This window comes from Arthrobacter crusticola (assembly GCF_004357995.1).
GTDB lineage: Bacteria > Actinomycetota > Actinomycetes > Actinomycetales > Micrococcaceae > Arthrobacter_D > Arthrobacter_D crusticola.
The window spans coordinates 74,961-95,065 of record NZ_SMTK01000004.1; the positions used below are offsets into that span (position 1 = coordinate 74,961).

Sequence of the window (20,105 nt, forward strand, 5' to 3'; positions counted from 1 at the left end):
GCCATCCGCCATGGGTTCCGTCAGCGTCCTGATTCCAACCCTGCTGCGTCCGCTTGTGGAGGGGCGCAGCGAGGTGGTGCTGCCGGTCGAAGCGCCGGTGACCGTGGGAGGCGTTCTCGACCGGCTGTCCGAAGGGCGGCCGCTGCTCAACCGGAAGATCCGCGATGAGACCGGTGCCCTGCGGCGTTTCGTGAACATCTATGTTGAGGGCGAGGACGTGCGCCGGCTGGAGCTCCTCGACACGCCGGTGGAGCCCGGCGACACCGTGATGGTCATCCAGTCGGTGGCCGGGGGCTGACCCCGCGCGATCCATCCGGCGGCTTCCATCGAGAGCGCGGAACCAACCGGCCGAAGGGCCTCCCGCCGGTAAATGCTGCGTCCTTGATGGGAAGGCCTTACCCGCCAGGGAGGGGTGAGCGCCCGGAGGACGCCTCGAACCGGACCTCCGCTCCGGGAGGCAGCTGCGCCGCCCGGTCGAGGTCTTCGGAAATCACCACGCCGATCACCGGGTATCCCCCGGTCACGGGATGATCGGCGAGGAACAGCACCGGAAGGCCCGACGGCGGCACCTGCAGGGCTCCCCGCACGGCGCCCTCGCTGGGCAGTTCTCCGGATTTCACCCGCCGCAGGGCCGGACCCTCAAGGCGCAGGCCGACCCGGTTCGACTGCGGGGTGACGGTCCACCACACCGCGCACAGGCGTGCGGGTTCCCCGTCGGCGAACCAGTCCGCCCGCGGCCCGGGCACGATCCGCAGCACCGCCGGCCGGGACACACTCGAGGGCAGCTCGGGGTGTCCCACCGCGCTGCCGGGGGCGGTGCCCGCACGGAGGAACCCGCCGCGTGCCAGGGGCAGGGGTCCAAGGCCGGAGAGGACGTCGGTTGACCGGCTCCCCAGGACCGGGGCCGCCTCCCAGCCGCCCCGGACCGCGGTATAGGTGCGCAGCCCGTCGGTGGGCGCGCCGACCGCGAGCCTCTCGCCGGCCCGCAGCAGGAAGGGGGAACAGGTGTCGACGCTCCGCCGGGTCCCCCCGGGCGAGTTGACCGTCAGCGGCGCCGGTGCCCCGGTCACGGCCAGCACCAGTTCCAACCGTGCCTCGAGCACCAGCCCGCCGAGAAGTGATTCGATGACGGCGGCGCCGGGCGGGTTGCCGACCAGCCGGTTCGCCTGGCGGCAGGACCCCCGGTCGAGCGCGCCGGAACCGGCCACGCCGAGGGCCGCGTATCCGGGACGACCAAGATCTTCAAGCAGGCTGGAGAGCCCCGTCTCCACGACGAACGCGCCGGGGCCGGGAGTGGGGGTGGAAATCTTTCGGGACGCTCGACGGTCCCGCCGGGCGGGCAGGGCTCCCGAGCCGGGGGCGGACGCCGCGCGGGGCGGCGCCGACGTACTGATCGACTCCCGGACGGCGGTGAAACGCACCCGGTCACCGGGCCGGATGAGGGCCGGCACGTCCCGGCCGAGGTCCCACAACACGGCGGCCGTGCGCCCGATCAGTTGCCACCCGCCGGGGGATTCGCGCGGGTAGACGGCCGAATAGCCACCCGCCAGGGCCACCGAGCCGGCGGGAACCGACGTCCTCGGCGACGTCCGGCGCGGCACCTCGAGCCGCCGGTCGCCACCGGTCAGGTAGGCGAAGCCCGGCGCGAAGCCCCCGAAGGCTGCGGTCCAGTCCTGCGAGGTGTGGGCCTCGACGACGCCGGATTCACTGAGCCCGGCGTGCCGGGCCACCTCCGCGAGGTCGGCGCCGTCGTACACCACCTCGATGTCGATGCGCGCCTCCTCGACCGGAGGCTGGACCGAGAAGTCCAGGGAGCGGATCCGCCGGGCGATCCCGGCGGCCTGCCGCGGGGAACCGGCGGTGACCAGGACGGTCTGTGCGGCGGCCACGACATCGATCTGGCCCTCGGACGGCTCCGCGTCCAGCTGCGCCTGCAGGCTGAGCACCTCCGGCAGGCCGGGCAGTTCGACGAGGACAGCCCGGTCGCCCACGGCACGGATCGGCACACCCGGGTCCATGTCAGGCGAATCCGGCGATGGTCACTCCCGCACCGGTAAGGGCACCATGCACGGCCGCGGCCATCCGCACCGCCCCCGGCGTGTCGCCGTGGACGCAGATGCTTTCGGCGGCGATGTCCACCCAGGATCCGTCCACCGCCCGGATCCTGCCTTCGGTGGCGATCCGCAGCACATGCTCGACGACCTCGCCGGTGTCATGCAGCACGGCGCCCGCCTCGCGCCGGTCAACGAGCGTCCCCGCGGGAGTATAGGCACGGTCGGCGAAGGCCTCCGCCACGGTCCGGAGGCCCGCCGCCCGGGCGGCGCGTTCGATTTCCGAGTGCGGAAGGACCAGCAGCGGCAGGGTTTCATCCACCCCGCGCACCGCCTCCACGACCGCCCGCGCGTGGCCTTGATGGTGGGCGATGGTGTTGTAGAGCGCGCCGTGGGGTTTGACGTAGGAAACCCCGGTGCCGGCCGCGCGGGCCAGGGCCTGGAGCGCGCCGATCTGGTAGATGAGGTCGTCCACCAGTTCCGTGGGCGCCACGTCAAGGAACCGGCGCCCGAAGCCGGCCAGGTCGCGGTAGCCGGGGTGCGCGCCGACCGTCACGCCCGCGGCCGCCGCGGCCGCACAGGTCGACCGGATGCCGGTGGGGTCACCGGCGTGGAAGCCGCAGGCCACGTTGACGCTGGAGACCGACCGGATCACCGCGGCGTCGTCGCCGAAGGTCCAGTTGCCGAAGGACTCCCCGACGTCGCTGTTCAGATCCATTCGATCACCGCCACCCTTCGCGCCCGGGACCGGATTCGGCCACGGACCGAGCATAAACGCGGATGCGGCGCCGGCGCAGCTACGGCGCGGGAGGCTCGGTCTTGAATCCGATCAGCTTGTGGGAACCGTCGCAGTAGGGCTTGAGGACCGAGGCCCCGCACCGGCACAGCGCGACGGTGCGCCGGGTCCGCGGCAGCGCCTCACCGTCGGGGGTGACCACCTCGAATTCGCCGCGGACCAGCAGCGGACCGTCGGGGCAGGCGACGATCGAGGCAGCCGGAGGTCCGCTGCGGGCGTCCCCGGCGCGGGGGGCCGGATCGGTAGGGCTCATGCGGCGAACGACCGGTCCGGCTGCAGCGAGGAGCGGCCCTCGGCCCAGGCATCCATAATGTGCCGGGTCATCCAGGAATCCACGAGCAGGGCCGCCGATGCGCCGAAGAGAACGTCGTCCAGGAGGCGGGGGTCGGCCTCGACCAGCCCCCCGGCGAGGTCGCGTCCGGCGATCTGCTCGTGGACGGCGTCGGCCTCGACGTGCTCTTCGAAGTAGGCGGTGGCGTCCTCCCCGAAGCCGTGGCGGGCGAAGCCCCGTGCGTACAGGCGGTTGGGCTGGGAGGAGGTCATCTCGTACGCGGTCAGATGTCCCACGATGGCCCCGCGCAGGCGACGGTTCAACCCGAACAGCGACATCATGTTCGTCGAGGCGAGCGTAATGGCCGGAGCCGCGTCAACATACGCCCCGTAGGTGTCATCGAGGCCGACGGCGCGCATGGTCCGCGCGAAGAGCGCCGAGTGCATCCGGTCCGGATGTCCTCCCCCGTACTCGTCCGCCTGGATCTCAACGAGGGCGGCCTTGGCGCGCCCGGTCAGGCGGGGGATGGCCCAGGTGTGGGGGTCCGCTTCCTTGAGCTGGTAGATCGACTTCTGGATCAGGAACTCGCGCAGCTGCTCCGCGTTTGCCTCCCTGGCGACGAAGCGGGACATGCTCGGGCCGGTGTCCTCGCCGGTCATCCGGAACAGCTCGGCCGCCACGGCCTCGCTGGTGGGCTCCGGTGCCGGCCCCACCGGGACGGCCGACCGGAGGCGTTCCTCGAAGGCCGTCTCGATCAGCTGGCGGACGCGGATCAGGTCCGGGTTCCACTCCCAGCCTTCGGCGGCACCGTCGAGCCCGGAGTAGTGAAGTTCGTACAGGCAGAAAAGAGTCAGCTGGAGGTCATCGTCGACGACGACGTCGGCGGTGCGGGCGAGTGCGTCATGCACCGCGTTCTCGAGGTCCTGGGTGCCGGCCGCGGCGGCGGGCTCGTCGGTGAGGATCTCCAGGAGAAGTGCGCTGATGTTTCCGCGCGGCGTAGGCTGCTTCATCGAAAACTCTTTCTGTCTCGGGCCGGAGAGCCGGGGTCACGGCTGAACGCTAAGCATACTTGGTTTCTTCCGGCGCCAGTCCCCATGGAACAGGGAACTGCCGGGACACCCATCCCACGGACGGTGCCCCGGCAGCGGTGCCGCCGGCCCGCCCCCAGCGGCGGTCGGCGGCGGACCGAGGTGGGTGCTACCTGCGCGTGGCGCTCCCGGTCGCCGTGCGGCTGGTGTTGCGGCCCAGCAGCAGGGCGAGGGCGATCATGCCGACCCCAAGGAAGAAGTGCAGCCAGTCATCCGCGGTGTTCAGCGGCACGAAGTTGGCCGCGGACTGCTTGTCGATGAACAGGCCGTACAGCCAGAGGACGAGGTAGATGACTCCGCCCCACAGCAGGTAGTTCTTCGCTCCCGAGGCCGTCTTCGCCATGGCGAGGCCGGCGATCCCGTAGAGCAGGTGCACGATGTTGTGGAGGATCGACACCTGGAACAGGCCGAGGAGCAGTGCCCCGGACTGGTGCCCGGCGAACCCCAGCGAACCGTAGTTGGTGGTGATACCCGGGATGAAGCCAAGGATTCCGACCAGGACGAATACCGCCCCGACCGCCTGGGCCGCCTTCTGCACCGCGGTCTTCCCCGTGGCCACCCTATTGTTCGATGTCATTGCTTCTCCCTTTCATTGGTTGATGTGGACGGAGTGCTATTCGCGGTTCAGTTTGTCCTGCAGGGTTCCGGCCGCCTTTTCCACGACATTGGGTATTTCGGTCGTCCCGTAGAAGCGGGCGTCCGGGTGGGTTGCCGGGGGCATCGGAGCCCGCGTCGTGGGGCCCTCGTGGTAACTGAACTCGCCCTTGCCGTCCGGAGTCGGGCCGGACGCCCAGCTGCCCTCGGCCGCGGCTTTGCCGTCGGAGAAGTTGAGGTACTGGTAGGAGACCTCTCTGGCCTCCTTCTTCAGGGGGAAGTTGCTCGGCACGGGCAACTCTTCCATCTTCGACTCCTGCAGTTCCCTGGCCGCCGCCATCCACTGGTTCTGGTGCATGGTGTCGCGGGCCAGCAGGAAGGAGAGCATGTCCCGCACCCCGTGGTCATCGGTCATGTGATAGAGCCGCGCCACCTGGAGGCGGCCCTGCATTTCCGCGTTGGCGTTGGCCGTGAAGTCGGCCAGCAGGTTTCCGCTGGCAGTGATGTAGCTTCCCTGCCAGGGGTTGCCCATGCTGTCCACCGCCCGGGCACCCGCCCCGGCGACGATGGCGTGCTGCATGTCCGTGCCGCCCAGAACGGCCGCCACGGCCGGATCTGACTGGACTGCGTCCTCAGTAATGCCAAGCGGGGCCTTTTCCAGCAGCTGGGCGATCATAGTGGCGAGCATTTCGACGTGGCCGAACTCTTCGGCCCCGATTCCGAACAGCAGGTCCCTGTACTTGCCCGGAATGTGGGCGTTCCAGGCCTGGAAACTGTACTGAAGCGCAACGGTGATTTCGCCGTATTGGCCGCCGAGGACCTCCTGCAGCTTCCGCGCATACACGGCGTCAGGCGCATCCGGGCTGGCCTTGTACTGCAGTTCTTGCTTGTGAAAGAACACGGGCGGATACCTTCCGACTCCCGGTCCGGCCTTGCAGCACCCCGCCCTCGTAGACAGGGCATCCGCCGGACCTCTTGCCTCGACGCTAGACCTTTGATTAGCATTTCCGGAAGATAGTAAGCGTACTTATTTAAAACTTGCGGGAATGCCCCATGTGGCTTGCGCGATTAAAGTAAGCATGCTTAGCTTTAGGAAGTAAGTCAGGCGGACGCCGCCGGACGAACGCATCGCTTACACGATGGAGCAACCGTTTCACCGGCAAAATCAACGTAAGGAAGTAACATGACTACGCAGAATTGGCCGCAGGATCCACTGGTTCCGTCAACCACCGGCACAGACTACGAGAGCGGCAGCACCCAGGCAGGCGAGTCGACCACCTCGGTCGCCAAGGGCCAGGCCAAGGAGGTCGGCAAGGAAGGCGCAGGCGCCGCGCAGCACGTAGCGCAGACCGCCGCCTCGGAGGCGAAGAACGTCGCCGCGGAAGCCGGCACCCAGGCGAAGAACCTCGTCAGCGGACTCGGCTCGGACCTCAAGAGCCAGGCGGGCGCACAGCAGCAGAAGGCGACCGAGGGTCTGCGTTCGATCAGCGACGAGCTCCGCTCAATGGCGGACAAGTCCGACAACAAGACGGTCTCCAACCTGGTGCAGCAGGCGTCTCAGCGGACCGGCGCAGTCGCCGGCTGGCTTGAGAACCGTGACGCCGCCGACATCCTCGAGGACGTCAAGGGCTTCGCCCGCCGCCGTCCCGGCGCGTTCCTCGCGATTGCCGCCGGAGCGGGTCTCGTCGTAGGCCGCCTGACCCGCGGTCTGACCGGAGCCCAGGCCGACGCCAAGTCGGACCGGGACCGCCTGACCACGACGCCGGGCAGCGACTACGACTACGGCACCCCGTCCTACACCGGCACCCCCGCGTACACCGGTACCACGACGTCGATGCCGCAGACCACCAGGGGCACTCACGTCGCGGAGACTTCACCGGCCTTCGTCGACCCCGCCGCCGACTACCCGACGATTCCCCCGGGAACCCCGCCCGTGGGCACGCTTCCTGATGAAAGGGATTTGCGCTAATGAGCGACGCATACACCGGCGGAGCCCACTCCGCCGCTCCGCCGCCTCCCTCGGAGGCTGAACAGCGGGCCGCCAACAATTCGGTGGGCGAGCTGCTCTCGGACGTGACCCGCAACCTCTCGACGCTGATGCGCCAGGAAGTCGCACTTGCCAAGGCTGAGCTCACTGAGTCGGGCAAGAATGCGGGCAAGGGCGCCGGAATGTTTGCCGGCGCCGCCGTTGGAGGACACTTCGTGCTCCTGTTCCTGTCCCTGGCCCTGATGTGGGGACTCGATGTTCTGATGCCGATCGGATGGGCCGCAGTCATCGTCGCGGTCATCTGGGGCATCATCGCCGCGATCCTGGCGGCAAAGGGCAAGAAGGAAATGAAGCAGATCCGCGGCCTGCCGACGACGGCCGAAACCATCAAGGAAATTCCGCCAACACTGAAACCAGGTGAGCAGACCCCATGAGCCAGACTCCAGAAGAAATCCGCGCCGACATCGAGCGCACCCGCCGTGAACTTGGTACCGACGTTGACGCAGTGGCCGACAAGGTCAACCCGTCCAACATCGCGCACCGCCAGACCGAGAAGGTGAAAAACACCTTCAGCAACGTCAAGGATTCAGTGATGGGCAAAGCAGACGACGTGAAGTCGAACGTAATGGGCAAGGCAGATGACCTGAAGTCCGGCGTCTCCGACAAGGCCGGCTCGACCACCGGCTCGGCGAAGTCAGCCGCACAGCAGGCCGGCCACGCAGTGCAGGATGCACCGCGCCAGCTCACCAACAAGGCCGCGGGCAACCCGCTCGCCGCAGGCCTCATCGCCTTCGGCGCCGGCCTGCTGACGGCCTCGCTGATCCCGGCAAGCCAGAAGGAAAAGCAGGCCGCCTCGGCCCTGAAGGATCAGGCCGCCCCGCTCGCCAGCGGTGTTGCCGATTCCGCCAAGGAGGTTGTCGAAGGACTCAAGGAGCCGGCTCAGGAGGCAATGGAATCCGTCAAGGAGACCGCAGCCCAGTCGGCCCAGAACGTCAAGCAGGAGGGCCAGCAGGCCGCCTCCGACGTCAAGGACAAGGCGCAGGACGCCAAGAGCCAGGTCCAGGACTCCAGCAGCTCCAGTTCCAGCCCCCGCGGGTTCTAATCACCCCGGTGCGGGAACAGACTGCACCAATGTGAAAGGGGAGGGCGCCCGGCGCCCTCCCCTTTCACGTTGCCCCATCGCCATCCGTGGGCTGTGCCGCAGTATCTAGGCCGAGGACTTGAGCGCCCGCAGGAGCGGCTCTCCGGAGAGCACCGGCTGACGGTACTCGTCGGAGAGGATCGTAAGCATGGCGGAGGCGTAGTCCTCGTTGGTGCTGGCGATGGCATCCTCCGCGAAGGCCACTCGGAAGTTGTGCGCGAAGGCGTCGGCCGAGGTGTGCGCGATGCAGTTGTGCGTCGACACGCCTGCGAGCACCAGCCCCTCCACCCCACGGCTCCGCAGCCTTCCGGCCAGGTCCGTGCCGAAGAAGGCGCTGTCTCGGGTCTTCACCACCCGCTCGAAACCCTCGGCCTCCAGCCCGTCGACGAGTTCCGCCTGCCGGCTTCCGGCGAAAAGAAAGCCCTGGTCGTCCTCGAGCATGCTCAGGGTCCAGGTGGACCGGTCGCGGTGGTGCTCGGTGACGATCACCAGCACCTCGGACCCTGCCTCCACGGCATGGCGGGCCAACCGGTTGCACTCCCGGGTCAGCGTTAGGCGGTGCCGTTCGAGCGCTTCGTCCTCAAAGTACGCGTTCTGCATGTCGATGATCAGCAATGCCTGTTTCACTACTGTCTCCTCCGTCGTTCCCTTGCCCTCCGCGGCGGCTCCGGGGTGCGCGGAGCTCCCCCGCGGACCTACCAGTACCGCCGAATCTCCCGGGTGCCTACGCCTCGGCGGCGGCCATTCCGCCCTCATCCACCGGCATGGGCGCCACAGCGGGCGGTACGGGCGCCATAACCGCCACGGCCGGAAGTACGGGCGCGGCGGTCAGGAGCGGCACGACCACGTCGGCCTGCGGCGCACCCACGAGGCGCTCCACGTCGCGCTCTGCGATGCCGGCGGCCGCAGCGGCGTCCTCGCGGCTTACCCCCGCTTCCAGCGCGCGCTCAACGGCCTCGCGGCACACCAGCGCCAGCCGGTCGCGTTCGAATTCGGCATTCTCCAGGTCGGCTGCGGCAACCATGATGCGCTTGATGCGCTCGTCGTCCAAGTCGGGCATAGCGGGCCTTTCGTTGTTGCCCGGGGCGGGCACTGGAGCAGAGCAGGGCAGGATCAGCGAGAGCGCAGAAGAAGGTCCGCCGGCGGCAGATTGAACGACGACCCTGAAGAGACGGGGGCGTCAACGCATTGCTTTGGACGCCTCACCAGAGCGGCCCGGAATCCTTCGCGGGCCGAGAAGTCAGCCGGAAGGTCCGGGAATCTCCCGAGGGGGATTCTCCGTGGCCTTTGGCTGGACCTTCCCTCGATTCTACGGAGAACGACCCGGTTTTGCGAAGCCACGCCGCACCGGAACCGGCGGACTCCGGTCGGTACGCGCCCATCTTTCTCCGAATAAAAGCTAAGCAGGCTTTCAATTAACTACTAAGTGTGCTTACTCTAGAGGCCGGTGGTCCCTTGGGGGGAGAGTTCAATATCCCATCACCGCTGACCTCAGAGCCAGGAAATTTCAGTACCCCTCAGACGAGCTACAGCAGAAGGAGAACGAAATGATTACCCAGGAAAACATCGACAGCATTCTCAGCCGCGGCGGCAACGTCGTCGGATCCGACGGCGACAAGATCGGCTCGATCGGGCAGATCTACCTTGATGACCAGACGGGTGAGCCCAGCTGGGTCACGGCCAAGACGGGCCTGTTCGGCACCTCCGAATCCTTCGTCCCGCTGCAGGGTGCCGATGTCGACGGGCATGACGTACGCGTCCCCTATTCCAAGGCCCAGGTCAAGGATGCCCCGCGCATCGAGTCCGACGGCAACCTCAGCCCGGAGGAAGAAGACCGCCTGTACCGCCACTACGAGCTGGGCGGCACCGGCGGCTACACCGAGACGACGGGCGTGACGTCGGGAACGACCGACACCAACCGCCGCGACACCGACTACGTGGACACCGATCGTCGGGACTCCGACTACGCCGAGACTGGACGCCGGGACACCGTCGGCCACGATACTTCCGGCCCCACTACCGATGACGCGATGACCCTCTCCGAGGAGCAGCTGCGCGTAGGCACCGAACGCCGCGAGGCCGGCCGCGTACGCCTGCGCAAGTACGTCGTGACCGAAAACGTCACCAAGACGATTCCGGTCTCCCGTGAAGAGGTCCGCCTTGAGCGCGAGCCCATCACCGACGGCAATGTCGGGGCGGCAATGGACGGCCCGGCGATCAGCGAGGAGGAGCACGAAGTGATCCTTCACGAGGAGCGCCCGGTGATCCAGAAGGATGCCGTACCTGTTGAGCGCGTGCGTCTCGACAAGGACACAGTGACCGAGCAGCACACGGTCAACGAGGAAGTCCGCAAGGAGCAGATCGACGTGGACGGCGACGATCGGAACGGCCTTAACGATTCGGACCGCCGCGACGGCCGGATCTGATCGGACAGCCGACCGATGGGAAAGGCCTGGAGCAGCGCGCTCCGGGCCTTTCCCCGTTCGCCGCCCTGTCCTCCGCCCCGTGGGGCAATCAGGGGCAGAGATAATAAGTATGCTTCCTATTCACTCGACATTTGTTTAGAGTGGTGGGTAGGACGACCGCAACCACCAAGTGGAAGGACACTCCCTCATGCCGGAGCTGAACGATTGGTCGACCAGCCGCCTCCTGACCACCGCCGCCCGGATCGTGGAACACTCCTGGAACGAGAAGTTGCTCAGCATCGGAATCACCCACGCGGGTCTGACAACCCTCGGGGTGCTGGCCCGGGAAGGCACCATGACCGGCGTCCGGCTGGCGCAACTGGTCCACGTCCAGGCGCAGACAATCGGGCGGACCCTCGACCGCCTGGAGAAGCGCGGACTGGTAACCCGGCTAAGGAACACCGCGGACCGGCGCAGCCAGCGCATCACAATCACCTCGGCGGGCCTGAAGGCGTTGGAAAAGGCCCAGAACATCGAGCACGAACTGATGCCCGAGGACGGGCTGGCCTCGCAGGATCTGCGGAACCGGCTCCAGACCGTCATCAACGAGCTGGGACCCCACAAGTAGGCTGGCGAGGAGCCTAGAAACCTCCGCCGTCCGCCGCCATATTGTTGAACCGCGAGTAATGGCCCTGGAAGCCGACCACAATCGTCTTCGTAGGGCCATTACGGTGCTTGGCCACAATGACGTCGGCCTCGCCGGCCCGGGGCGATTCCTTGTCGTAGACGTCGTCGCGGTGCAGGAGGATCACCATGTCGGCATCCTGCTCGATTGACCCGGATTCTCGGAGATCCGAGACCTGGGGGCGTTTGTCGGTCCGCTGCTCCGAACCACGGTTCAGCTGGGAAAGGGCCACCACCGGAACATTGAGTTCCTTGGCCAGCAGTTTGAGCGCACGAGAGAACTCCGAAACCTCCTGCTGGCGTGATTCGACCCGCTTTCCCGAGGACATCAGCTGCAGGTAGTCGAGGACCACGAGCTTGAGGTCGTGCCGCTGCTTGAGGCGTCGGCACTTCGCGCGGATTTCCATCAGGGACATGTTGGGGCTGTCGTCGATGAACAGCGGCGCGTCGTTCATCCGTCCCATAGTGGTGGCGATCTTGCCCCACTGTTCATCCTTGATGGTTCCCTTGCGCAGGTCCTGGAGGCCGATGGTCGCCTCCGCGGAGAGCAGGCGCATCGCGATCTCGTTCCGCCCCATTTCCAGGGAGAAGAAGACCGTCGTGAGGTTGTGCTTGATGGCCGCCGAGCGCGCCCAGTCGAGCGCGAAGGTCGACTTACCCATGGCCGGACGGGCGGCGACGACGATCATCTGGCCGCCGTGGAGGCCCTGGGTCAGTTCGTCGAGCTCGTAGAATCCGGTGGGCACACCCGTCATGCCCTCCCCGCGGTGCCCGGCTGACTCGATCTCGTCAACCGTGCCCTCAATGATGTCCTTGAGCGCAACGTAGTCCTCGGCCGTCCGCCGCTCCGCCACCGCGTACACCTCGGCCTGGGCGGCGTTGACGATGTCATCGACCTCTCCGTCATTGGAGTAGCCGAGCTGGACGATCTTGGTCCCGGCATCGACGAGGCGGCGCAGGACGGCCCGTTCGCGCACGATCTCGGCGTAGAAGCCGGCGTTGGCGGCCGTGGGAACCGACTGGATGAGGGTGTGAAGGTAGGCGGGCCCGCCGATGCGGGAGATCTCACCGCGCTTGGTGAGCTCGTCCGAGACGGTCACGGCGTCCGCCGGCTCGCCCCGGCCATAGAGGTCGATAATCGCCTCGTAGATACTCTCGTGGGCGGGCCGGTAGAAGTCGATGCCCCGGAGCACCTCAACGCAGTCCGCGATGGCGTCCTTGGAGAGCATCATGCCGCCAAGCACCGACTGCTCGGCCACCAGGTCCTGGGGAGGGGTCCGGGCGAACTCCGGCGACCGGGTGTCCTGTGATGAGTCTGCATGTGCTAAGGACACGGGCGCCGCCTTCTTCCATTAAGCTCTCCCCTCGGCAGCCTGCCAGCCCTCTGGCTGACCGGCTGGGCCGGGGTCGGTTACTGAAGATGTATCACCCGGCACTCCCATTCGTGAGGGATCCTCCGCAACGCTAGCCGCCGCCGGGCACGGCACCAAGCGCGCTCCCCACAGGCCCTGTGGATTACCTGTGGACTGCGCGGCGTGTCTTGTGCACAGGATGTGGAGAAGCCTGTGGACAACAAACTATTTTTCCTAGAAAACCCACTCTGACGTGGGCAAACTTTATCCAGTGCCTGTGGAGGAAAAGTAATTTCTCCGGAACCTTCATCCACAGGTTGCATGTTGACATCCCCCCTTGAAGGTCGCCTGCAGCGCATTCCCCAGCCCCTGCCCCGGCTGGAATGGGCCCCTGCGCGCCTGCCGGGGCTGTGATGAGGATCAATAGCCGGGACCGGATGGAGGGCCTCCCCGTGGCGTGAACGTCGATCGCGAACTTCGCATACCTCGTGCCCGCGCGAACCCGCGGGCGGTCGTCGGCGAGCCGGCGGTCAACGACAAGCCGGCGGTTAACGACAAGGGACCCCCGCCGGCGGCGGGGGTCCCTTGGGTGTACTGCTGGACAGGCGGAACTAGCCCGCGACGACGTCCAGATCGATCACGGCGGCGACGTCTTCGTGGAGACGGACGTTCGCCTGGTAGGAGCCGACCGACTTGATGTGGGCCGGCAGTTCAACCTTGCGCTTGTCAATGCTGCCGAGGCCTGCGGCCTCAACTGCCTTGGCGACGTCGTCGGCCTTGACGGTGCCGAACAGGCGGCCGGAGTCGCCCGCCTTGACCGTGAGCTTGACCGGCTTGGCCGAGAGGGCAGCAGCCTGCTTCTGGGCATCCTCAAGTGAGGCGTGCTCGCGGGCAGAACGCGCGGCCTTGATCGACTCGACCTGCTTCTCGCCGCCCTTGGTCCACGTCAGGGCGAAGCCGCGGGGCAGAAGGTAGTTACGTGCGTAACCGTTCTTCACCTCGACGACATCCCCTGCGGCGCCGAGGCCGGTTACTTCCTGGGTCAGAATGAGCTTTGCCATGAAAAGGTTCCTTTCCCTTAGCCGCGGCCGGCGCCGGAGTAGGGCAGGAGTGCAACTTCGCGGGCATTCTTGATTGCCTGGGCGATCTTGCGCTGCTCCTGGACGGTGACACCGGTAACGCGGCGGGCGCGGATCTTTCCGCGGTCGGAAATGAACTTACGCAGCAGGGCTACGTCCTTGTAGTCGATGACGGTGACGTCAGCGGCCTTCAGGGGGTTGGACTTTGGTTTGGGCTTACGGAGTTCAGCCTTAGCCATCGTGGTGCTCCTTGATCTATTGGAGCCCGCAGAACTGTTCTGCGGGATGGGATGTGCGGGGTAAATCTTTGGAGTCAGGGGCTCCGGGACGGAGCTGACCCTGACTCCGGGAGAGCCTAGAAGGGAGGTTCGGAGGAATCCGGGCCGTTGCCCCAGCCCTGGGAGCCGCCGCCTGCGGGTGCGCCCCACGGGTCGTCCGCGGGCTGCTGGGCCTGCTGGCCGCCGCCCCAGTTGGAGTTGGTACCGGCATTCCCGCCGAAGCCGCCGCCGCTGTTGCCGCCGAATCCTCCGCCGCCACCGCCTGAGCGCTGGGTACGGCTGATCTTCGCCGACGCATAGCGCAGGGAGGGACCGATTTCATCCACCTCAAGCTCCATGACGGTGCGCTTTTCGCCCTCTTTGGTTTCGTACGACCGTGACTTGAGTCGGCCCTGGGCGACCACGCGGGTTCCCTTGGTGAGGGTCTCCGCAACGTTCTCGGCAGCCTCGCGCCAGACCGACGCGCGGAGGAACAGCGTTTCGCCGTCTTTCCATTCGTTGGACTGGCGGTCGAAGGTCCGCGGCGTCGATGCGATGGTGAAGTTCGCCACCGCCGAGCCGGACGGCGTGAAACGAAGCTCGGGGTCGTTGGTGAGATTTCCTACGACCGTGATTGTGGTTTCGCCTGCCATGGTGCCTCCTTGGGTCACGTCCCGCCGGGGCGGGATAGGTTCAGTGGAAAGGGGCCGAACTACTCGGCCGTAACCTTCTGCTCCTCGGGGCGGATGATCTTGGTGCGCATGATGGTCTCGTTGAGACCAAGCTGGCGGTCAAGCTCGGCTGCCACGGCAGGGGTAGCGGTGAAGTTGACGACGGCGTAGATGCCCTCGGCCTTCTTCTGGATTTCGTAGGCGAGGCGCCGGCGTCCCCAGATATCCACCTTGTCCACGGTGCCGCCGCCGTTGCGGACGACATTCAGGAACTTCTCGAGTGTTGGTTCGACGGTACGTTCCTCGACGTCGGGGTCGATGATTACCATCAATTCATATGCACGCATGTGTGAACCCACCTCCTTTGGGCTAAACGGTCACGGCCTTTCCGTAACAGGAGGTTCTTTAGCGTTGGCCTGGCCGTTGCGGACGGGATTTCCCGGCCGCCGGAATCAGCACAGACCTGCCAATACTACCGGATAGCGGGCACTGCACGGAACGGCGCCCACGGGGCTTCTGTCAGGACCCGGTTGCGGGACGGACGAAGAACCGGGAAAGTACGCGCGCCAGCCGTTCGGGGTCCTCGACCCCGCACATCTCACGTGCCGAGTGCATCGACAGCAGGGGCGTGCCGACGTCGACGGTGCGGATGCCGAGGCGGGTGGCGGTGAGCGGCCCGATGGTTGAGCCGCACGGCACGGAGTTGTTCGACACGAACTCCTGGTACGGCACTCCAGCCTCGCCACAGAGGACCGCCCAATGCGCGGCGCCGTGGGCGTCGGTGGTGTACCGCTGGTTGGCGTTGATTTTCAGCAGCGGGCCGCCGTTGAGCACGGGGTGGTTGGCCGGGTCGTGCCGTTCGGCGTAGTTCGGGTGGACGGCGTGGCCGGCGTCGGCGGAGATGCAGAAGGAGGCGGCCAGGGCGCGCATCCTGTCCTCGAGGTCCGCGCCCAGCGTACCGGAGATGCGCAGCAGGATGTCTTCGAGGAAGGGTCCGCTGGCCCCCGAACGGGAGGCGCTTCCCACCTCCTCGTGGTCGAAGGCCGCGAGGACGGCGATGGGGCGTCCTGGTTCCTCCCCGGTGGCCGCCTCGAGCAGGCCGGCGAGCCCGGCATGCACGGAGGTGAGGTTATCCAGCCGGCCCGAGGCGAAGAAGGCGCCCTCGGCGCCGAAGACCCGTGGCGTCTGCGTGTCGGCGGCCACGAGGTCGAAACCCCCAATGTCGGCCGGGTTGATCCCCGCCGCCGAAGCGGCAAGGCCCAGCAGGTCCGCCTCGCGCGGGTCCCCGAGGCCCCACACGGGGAACATGTGCTGCTGCTTGTCCAGGGCGAGTCCGTCGTTGACGGCCCGGTCGAGGTGGATCGCCAGCTGCGGAAAGCGCAGCAGGGGCCCGGTATCAACAAGGTGCTCCCGGCCGTCGAGGGTGACGATGCGGCCGGCGAGCGTGAGCTCGCGGTCCAGCCAGGAGTTCAGCAGGGGCCCGCCATAGACCTCGACGCCGGCCTGCAGCCACCCGTACCGGCCGGTGGTCGGCTTCGGCTTGAGCTTGAACGAGGGCGAGTCGGTGTGGGCGCCGAGGATGGAGAAGCCGGTAGTGGCCACCGCGTCTTCGGGAAGGATCCAGGCGATCAGCGCGCCGTCCCGGATCACGAAGTAGCTGCCCGGCTCCGCGGGGAAAACCTCTTCCTCGAGCAGGCGGACGAAGCCGGCGGCCTCAAGCCGCCGGCCGCCCTCGGCCGCGGCATGGAAGCTCGAGGGGGAGGCGCTGACATACGCGCCGAGGTCGTGAATGTGGGTCAGTGCGTCGGACATGCCTTCGATTACATCAGAGAAGGGCCGGGTTCCGCTGTCCGGGGCCCTCGGAACGGGCCCCGGACGGGCGGAAACCGGCCGGCAGCAGCCGGATCAGACGTCGCGCCTCCGGGTCACGAGCAGCGAGGCGACGAGCAGGACGAGAGCCCAGGCCGCCATCACGAGGCCGCCTTCGAGCTGGGTCAGGGCCCCTTCCTCTGCGGCGACGGCGACGAGCCGTTCCCCGGCGTTGGTCGGCAGGAAGCGCGCGGCATCGGGGATCCAGTCGGCCAGCCCGGAGATCAGGTTCACCACGATCACGGGAAGGACGAAGAAGAGTCCTACCGCCGTCACCACCCCCCCTGCGGTGTTGCGCAGCAGCGTGCCGATCCCCATGGAGATCACCGCGATCAAGGCAAGGTAGGTGCCGGTGTTGAGGATGCTCGCCACAATCTTGTCATCGGTAAGGGCGAAATCGAGATCCTCAACGGCGAGGATGGGCTGGGCGGCAACATAGGAAAGGAGCGCGGCGGCGGCTCCGATCAGGAAGGAGACGCCGGCGGCGATGACGTTCTTCGCCAGCAGCGCCGGCACCCGCTTCGGCACGGCCACCATGGTGGACCGGATCATTCCGGTGGCCCACTCAGAGGCGATCAGCACCACGGCGAGGGAGGCGATGAGGAGCTGCCCGAAGATGATCCCCGAGGAGGGGGCGCCGCGGGCGAGGTCGCCGAAGTCCGGCAGGGGCTCCCCCGGAGGGCCCATCTGTGGCGGGGGTCCGCCGGAGTCGAGCTGGGCCTGGCCCGTCTGGAGGGACCAGGCGAACAGGGCGGCCAGGCCGACCATCACCACGAGGGTGCTCGCGAGCAGGATCACTGTCGAGGGCACCGTGGTGACCTTGATCCATTCGGACCTCAGCACGCGCACGAAGTTGAGCCTGGGCCCGTCGGAGCGGCGGGCCCTGGCCGGGGCGGCGGGGGTTGACGTCGAGGTGCTCATGATCGGCTTCCTTCGGGAACACCCTCGGCCTGTGTACCGAGGGGCAGGTCGTGCGAGGAGTATTCGACTTCGGAGGCCGTGAGCTCCATGTACGCCTCCTCGAGGGAGGCCTGCAGGGGGGTCAATTCATACACGAGCACCTGCCGGCGCAGGGCCGCCTCGGCAATCCGGCGCGGATCGGGGCCGGTAATTTCGAGCAGGTCGGGCTCAAGGAATGTCGAGGTCGTCCCCTCCCCGCCCAGCGCCGCCAGCAGGTCGGAGGGCCGGTCGGTGCGGACGCGGGTCCGAAGCTGTCCGCGGCCGGCGAGGATCTCGGAGACCGGGGCGTCGGCGATGATCCGGCCGCGCCCGATCACGATCAGGTGGTCCGCCGTCATCGCCATCTCGGACATGAGGTGGGAGGAGAGGAAGACGGTCCGTCCCTCGGCGGCGAGGCCGCGGGCGAGGTGCCGGATCCACTGGACCCCCTCGGGGTCGAGCCCGTTGACGGGCTCGTCGAGGATGACGGTCTGCGGGTCGCCGAGCATCGCCACGGCAATTCCCAGGCGCTGGCCCATCCCCATTGAGAACCCACCGACCCGCTTCTTGGCGACCGGCCCGAGCCCGGTCATCTCGATGACCTCATGCACCCTGCTGTTCGGGATCCCATGGGTGGCGGCCATGGCCCGCAGGTGGTTGTAGGCGCTGCGCTTGGTGTGGAAGGCCTTCGCCTCAAGCAGCGCACCCACTTCACGCAGCGGTGCCCGGTGCTCGGCGTACCGGCGGCCGTTCACGCTCACGGAGCCGGCGCTCGGCGTGTCGAGCCCGACGATCATGCGCATCGTCGTCGATTTTCCGGCGCCGTTCGGACCAAGGAACCCGGTGACCTTGCCGGGGTGGACGGTGAAGGAGATGCCGTTGACGGCCGTCTTGTCGCCATAGCGTTTGAACAGGCCCTGGGCCTCGATCATGGGAACGTCCTCTGGATTGCCGGGTAAGGGAGGCACGGTCGGTCAGGGCCCCCGGTGCCACTCTAGGGGGAGAAACCGCCCGCGCCGGTCAGGCGGATCCGATCCGCCTGACCGTGTGCGGAGAAGGGTTCAGCGGGAGCTGATCGAGGCGAACTTCCGGATGCACAGCGGGACGAAGATCAGCAGCATCAGGATCGCACCGATCAGGACCGTCGGCACGGCGTTCTGCATGGGCCAGGCATCCGGGGTGGGCACCGAACCGACATTGCCGAAGAGCTCCCGTGCCGCCTGGACCAGCGCGGAGACCGGGTTCCAGTTAGCGAACGCCTCGAGCGGCGCCGGAAGGGTCTGGCTCTGGACGAAGGCGTTGGAGATAAACGTGAGCGGAAACAGGATCATGAAGGAGGCGTTATTGATGACCTCCGGCGACTTCACGCTCATGCCCAGCAGTGCCATGACCCAGCTGAATGCATAGGAGAACAGCAGCAGCAGCCCGATGCCGGCAAGGAAACTGCTGAAGGGCGCGTTCACCCGCCAGCCCACGACGAACCCCGTCGCCATCATGATGAGCATGGAGATGCCGTTGAGCACCAGGTCGCTGTTCGTGCGTCCGACCAGGACCGCCGAAGAGCTCATCGGCAGAGTCCGGAACCGGTCGATGATGCCGTCCTTGAGGTCCTGGGCCATCGCCGAACCGGAGAAGGTCGAGCCGAAGATCACGGTCTGGGCGAAGATCCCTGCCATGAGGTACTGGGTGTAGTCGGTTCCCTGGACCTGGATGGAGCCGCCGTAGATCTGGCTGAACAGCAGCACAAACATGATCGGCTGCAGCACGGCGAACACAAGCATGTCCGGGGAACGCTTGAGCTTCGTCAGGTTGCGCTTGGTGACCGTCCAGCCGTCGGACAGCCACATCGAGGCGGCGCCGGGCTCGGGCGCGGGCCGGGCCTGCCGGTTTTCGGGGGCCAGGACGCTCATTTCGCGTTCTCCTTCTCAGCAGGAACGTTTTCATCGGTGTTTTCGGCGTGCCGGCCCGTGAGCTTGAGGAAGACATCATCGAGGCTGGGACGCCGCATGCCGGCGTCGTGAAGTTCGACCCCTGCCTGCCCCAGGTCGCCGAGGACGTATTGCAGGGCGCGCGGCCCGTTGATTACGCCCACCTCGACGGTGCGGCCGTCGGTTCCGACGGTGGCCTCCCCGTCGCCGTGGCGCCCGAGAATTTCCCGGGCCGCTCCAGCGTCGGCCGGGTCCACCAGGGTGACGACCACCCGGTGGCCGCCGATCTGCGCCTTGAGCTCGTCCGCGGTTCCTTCGGCGATGACGCGCCCGCCGTCGATCACGGCGATGTCGTCGGAGAGCTGATCCGCCTCCTCGAGGTACTGCGTGGTGAGCAGCAGCGTGGTTCCGTCGCTGACCAGGTCCTTGATGATCCCCCAGAGCGATAGGCGGCTGCGCGGATCGAGCCCCGTGGTGGGTTCGTCGAGGAAGAGCACCTTGGGGTTGATCACCAGTGCCCCGGCAAGGTCGATCCGGCGGCGCATGCCGCCCGAGAAGCCCTTGACCGGCCGGTTGCCCGCCTCGGTAAGTTCAAACTGTTCGATCAGTTCCTGAGCCCTGCGCTTGGCCTCGCGGGCGCTCAGGTGGTAGAGCCTGCCCACCATTTCAAGGTTTTCGAACCCGGTGAGGTTCTCGTCGACGGCCGCGTACTGGCCCGAGACACCGATGATGCGGCGGGCCGCTTTCGGATTGGCGAGGACGTCGATTCCATCGACGAAGGCGGTGCCCTCGGTGGGCCGGATCAGCGTGGTCAGCACCTTGACCACCGTGGTCTTGCCGGCGCCGTTCGGGCCCAGCAGCGCCTTCACCGTTCCCGGGGGCACGGATAGGTCCATCCCGGCAAGGGCATGGACCGGGCCGCTCTTTGAGCGGTAGGTCTTTTTCAGACCGGAGGCCTCAATCATTGTCATGCGGAAAAGCTTAGGCGGGCAC

General features: G+C 67.2%; 24 protein-coding genes. 6 read left to right on the forward strand and 18 right to left on the reverse strand.

All coding sequences use genetic code 11. The features are described 5' to 3' along the window. Positions 1–10: 10 nt before the first annotated feature. Positions 11–298 carry a MoaD/ThiS family protein gene (locus tag E2F48_RS12030; RefSeq protein WP_133404234.1) on the forward strand — a complete coding sequence of 96 codons (288 nt, stop codon included), beginning with the start codon at positions 11–13 and terminating at the stop codon, positions 296–298. 97 nt (positions 299–395) lie between these two features. Here the strand turns inward: E2F48_RS12030 and E2F48_RS12035 are convergent, their stop codons facing one another. The 6 genes from E2F48_RS12035 to E2F48_RS12060 form a co-directional block, all read right to left on the reverse strand. Next, positions 396–2,006, reverse strand: a complete 1,611-nt coding sequence (locus E2F48_RS12035; RefSeq protein ID WP_342772592.1) for a 5-oxoprolinase subunit B/C family protein — start codon at positions 2,004–2,006, stop codon at positions 396–398. Between the two features lie 13 nt (positions 2,007–2,019). Beyond that, positions 2,020–2,769 carry a LamB/YcsF family protein gene (locus E2F48_RS12040; protein ID WP_133404236.1) on the reverse strand — a complete coding sequence of 250 codons (750 nt, stop codon included), beginning with the start codon at positions 2,767–2,769 and terminating at the stop codon, positions 2,020–2,022. A gap of 79 nt (positions 2,770–2,848) precedes the next feature. Then, on the reverse strand, positions 2,849–3,100 hold the full coding sequence (locus tag E2F48_RS12045) for a CDGSH iron-sulfur domain-containing protein (RefSeq protein ID WP_133404237.1): 252 nt from the start codon (positions 3,098–3,100) through the stop codon (positions 2,849–2,851). Further along, positions 3,097–4,128 carry an iron-containing redox enzyme family protein gene (locus E2F48_RS12050; protein WP_133404238.1) on the reverse strand — a complete coding sequence of 344 codons (1,032 nt, stop codon included), beginning with the start codon at positions 4,126–4,128 and terminating at the stop codon, positions 3,097–3,099. The genes E2F48_RS12045 and E2F48_RS12050 overlap by 4 nt, the downstream gene beginning before the upstream one ends. A 187-nt stretch (positions 4,129–4,315) precedes the next feature. Next, a complete protein-coding gene (locus E2F48_RS12055) occupies positions 4,316–4,783 on the reverse strand; it encodes a DUF4383 domain-containing protein (protein WP_133404239.1) in 468 nt (155 codons plus the stop codon). A gap of 36 nt (positions 4,784–4,819) precedes the next feature. Then, positions 4,820–5,701 carry a manganese catalase gene (locus tag E2F48_RS12060; protein ID WP_133404240.1) on the reverse strand — a complete coding sequence of 294 codons (882 nt, stop codon included), beginning with the start codon at positions 5,699–5,701 and terminating at the stop codon, positions 4,820–4,822. A gap of 282 nt (positions 5,702–5,983) precedes the next feature. On the opposite strand from E2F48_RS12060, the gene E2F48_RS12065 reads away from it, so the two are divergent. The 3 genes from E2F48_RS12065 to E2F48_RS12075 are packed head-to-tail and all read left to right on the forward strand — an operon-like array spanning position 5,984 to position 7,889. Beyond that, a complete protein-coding gene (locus E2F48_RS12065) occupies positions 5,984–6,769 on the forward strand; it encodes a hypothetical protein (RefSeq protein ID WP_133404241.1) in 786 nt (261 codons plus the stop codon). Beyond that, positions 6,769–7,221 (forward strand): phage holin family protein, encoded by a 453-nt coding sequence (locus E2F48_RS12070; protein WP_133404242.1) that lies wholly within the window; start codon positions 6,769–6,771, stop codon positions 7,219–7,221. The genes E2F48_RS12065 and E2F48_RS12070 overlap by 1 nt, the downstream gene beginning before the upstream one ends. Beyond that, a complete protein-coding gene (locus tag E2F48_RS12075; protein ID WP_133404243.1) occupies positions 7,218–7,889 on the forward strand; it encodes a DUF3618 domain-containing protein in 672 nt (223 codons plus the stop codon). Before E2F48_RS12070 ends, E2F48_RS12075 begins: the two co-directional genes overlap by 4 nt. Positions 7,890–7,994: 105 nt before the next feature. Here the strand turns inward: E2F48_RS12075 and E2F48_RS12080 are convergent, their stop codons facing one another. Both E2F48_RS12080 and E2F48_RS12085 read right to left on the reverse strand, forming a co-directional pair. Next, positions 7,995–8,555 (reverse strand): cysteine hydrolase family protein, encoded by a 561-nt coding sequence (locus E2F48_RS12080; RefSeq protein ID WP_246018932.1) that lies wholly within the window; start codon positions 8,553–8,555, stop codon positions 7,995–7,997. 97 nt (positions 8,556–8,652) lie between these two features. Beyond that, a complete protein-coding gene (locus E2F48_RS12085; RefSeq protein ID WP_133404245.1) occupies positions 8,653–8,988 on the reverse strand; it encodes a hypothetical protein in 336 nt (111 codons plus the stop codon). 487 nt (positions 8,989–9,475) lie between these two features. Here E2F48_RS12085 and E2F48_RS12090 point away from each other — a divergent pair, with 487 nt between their 5' ends. After that, positions 9,476–10,354, forward strand: coding sequence for a DUF2382 domain-containing protein (locus E2F48_RS12090; RefSeq protein WP_133404246.1), 879 nt, complete (start codon positions 9,476–9,478; stop codon positions 10,352–10,354). A 187-nt stretch (positions 10,355–10,541) separates the two neighbouring features. Further along, the gene (locus tag E2F48_RS12095; protein WP_133404247.1) at positions 10,542–10,961 is read left to right on the forward strand and encodes a MarR family winged helix-turn-helix transcriptional regulator; all 420 of its coding nucleotides are present in this window, start codon (positions 10,542–10,544) and stop codon (positions 10,959–10,961) included. Between the two features lie 13 nt (positions 10,962–10,974). On the opposite strand, the gene dnaB is transcribed toward E2F48_RS12095, so the two are convergent. The 10 genes from dnaB to E2F48_RS12145 all read right to left on the reverse strand — a co-directional run bounded on the left by dnaB (position 10,975) and on the right by E2F48_RS12145 (position 20,083). After that, on the reverse strand, positions 10,975–12,351 hold the full coding sequence (dnaB, locus tag E2F48_RS12100) for a replicative DNA helicase (protein WP_133404248.1): 1,377 nt from the start codon (positions 12,349–12,351) through the stop codon (positions 10,975–10,977). Between the two features lie 629 nt (positions 12,352–12,980). Continuing rightward, positions 12,981–13,430: a 50S ribosomal protein L9 gene (gene rplI, locus E2F48_RS12105; RefSeq protein WP_120165974.1), complete on the reverse strand. Its 450-nt coding sequence runs from the start codon at positions 13,428–13,430 to the stop codon at positions 12,981–12,983. Between the two features lie 17 nt (positions 13,431–13,447). Further along, a complete protein-coding gene (rpsR, locus tag E2F48_RS12110; RefSeq protein WP_005273147.1) occupies positions 13,448–13,687 on the reverse strand; it encodes a 30S ribosomal protein S18 in 240 nt (79 codons plus the stop codon). 116 nt (positions 13,688–13,803) lie between these two features. Next, positions 13,804–14,358: a single-stranded DNA-binding protein gene (locus E2F48_RS12115; RefSeq protein WP_133404249.1), complete on the reverse strand. Its 555-nt coding sequence runs from the start codon at positions 14,356–14,358 to the stop codon at positions 13,804–13,806. A 59-nt stretch (positions 14,359–14,417) separates the two neighbouring features. Continuing rightward, complete coding sequence (rpsF, locus tag E2F48_RS12120) at positions 14,418–14,723, reverse strand: 30S ribosomal protein S6 (protein ID WP_120165970.1); 306 nt, start codon at positions 14,721–14,723, stop codon at positions 14,418–14,420. 172 nt (positions 14,724–14,895) lie between these two features. Continuing rightward, positions 14,896–16,188 (reverse strand): M18 family aminopeptidase, encoded by a 1,293-nt coding sequence (locus E2F48_RS12125; protein WP_133404250.1) that lies wholly within the window; start codon positions 16,186–16,188, stop codon positions 14,896–14,898. A 93-nt stretch (positions 16,189–16,281) separates the two neighbouring features. Beyond that, positions 16,282–17,166 (reverse strand): ABC-2 transporter permease, encoded by an 885-nt coding sequence (locus E2F48_RS12130; protein WP_133404251.1) that lies wholly within the window; start codon positions 17,164–17,166, stop codon positions 16,282–16,284. Further along, a complete protein-coding gene (locus E2F48_RS12135; protein ID WP_133404252.1) occupies positions 17,163–18,116 on the reverse strand; it encodes an ABC transporter ATP-binding protein in 954 nt (317 codons plus the stop codon). Before E2F48_RS12135 ends, E2F48_RS12130 begins: the two co-directional genes overlap by 4 nt. A 129-nt stretch (positions 18,117–18,245) precedes the next feature. Further along, complete coding sequence (locus tag E2F48_RS12140) at positions 18,246–19,094, reverse strand: ABC transporter permease (RefSeq protein ID WP_120165962.1); 849 nt, start codon at positions 19,092–19,094, stop codon at positions 18,246–18,248. Continuing rightward, a complete protein-coding gene (locus E2F48_RS12145) occupies positions 19,091–20,083 on the reverse strand; it encodes an ATP-binding cassette domain-containing protein (protein WP_133404253.1) in 993 nt (330 codons plus the stop codon). The genes E2F48_RS12140 and E2F48_RS12145 overlap by 4 nt, the downstream gene beginning before the upstream one ends. Positions 20,084–20,105: the final 22 nt, after the last annotated feature.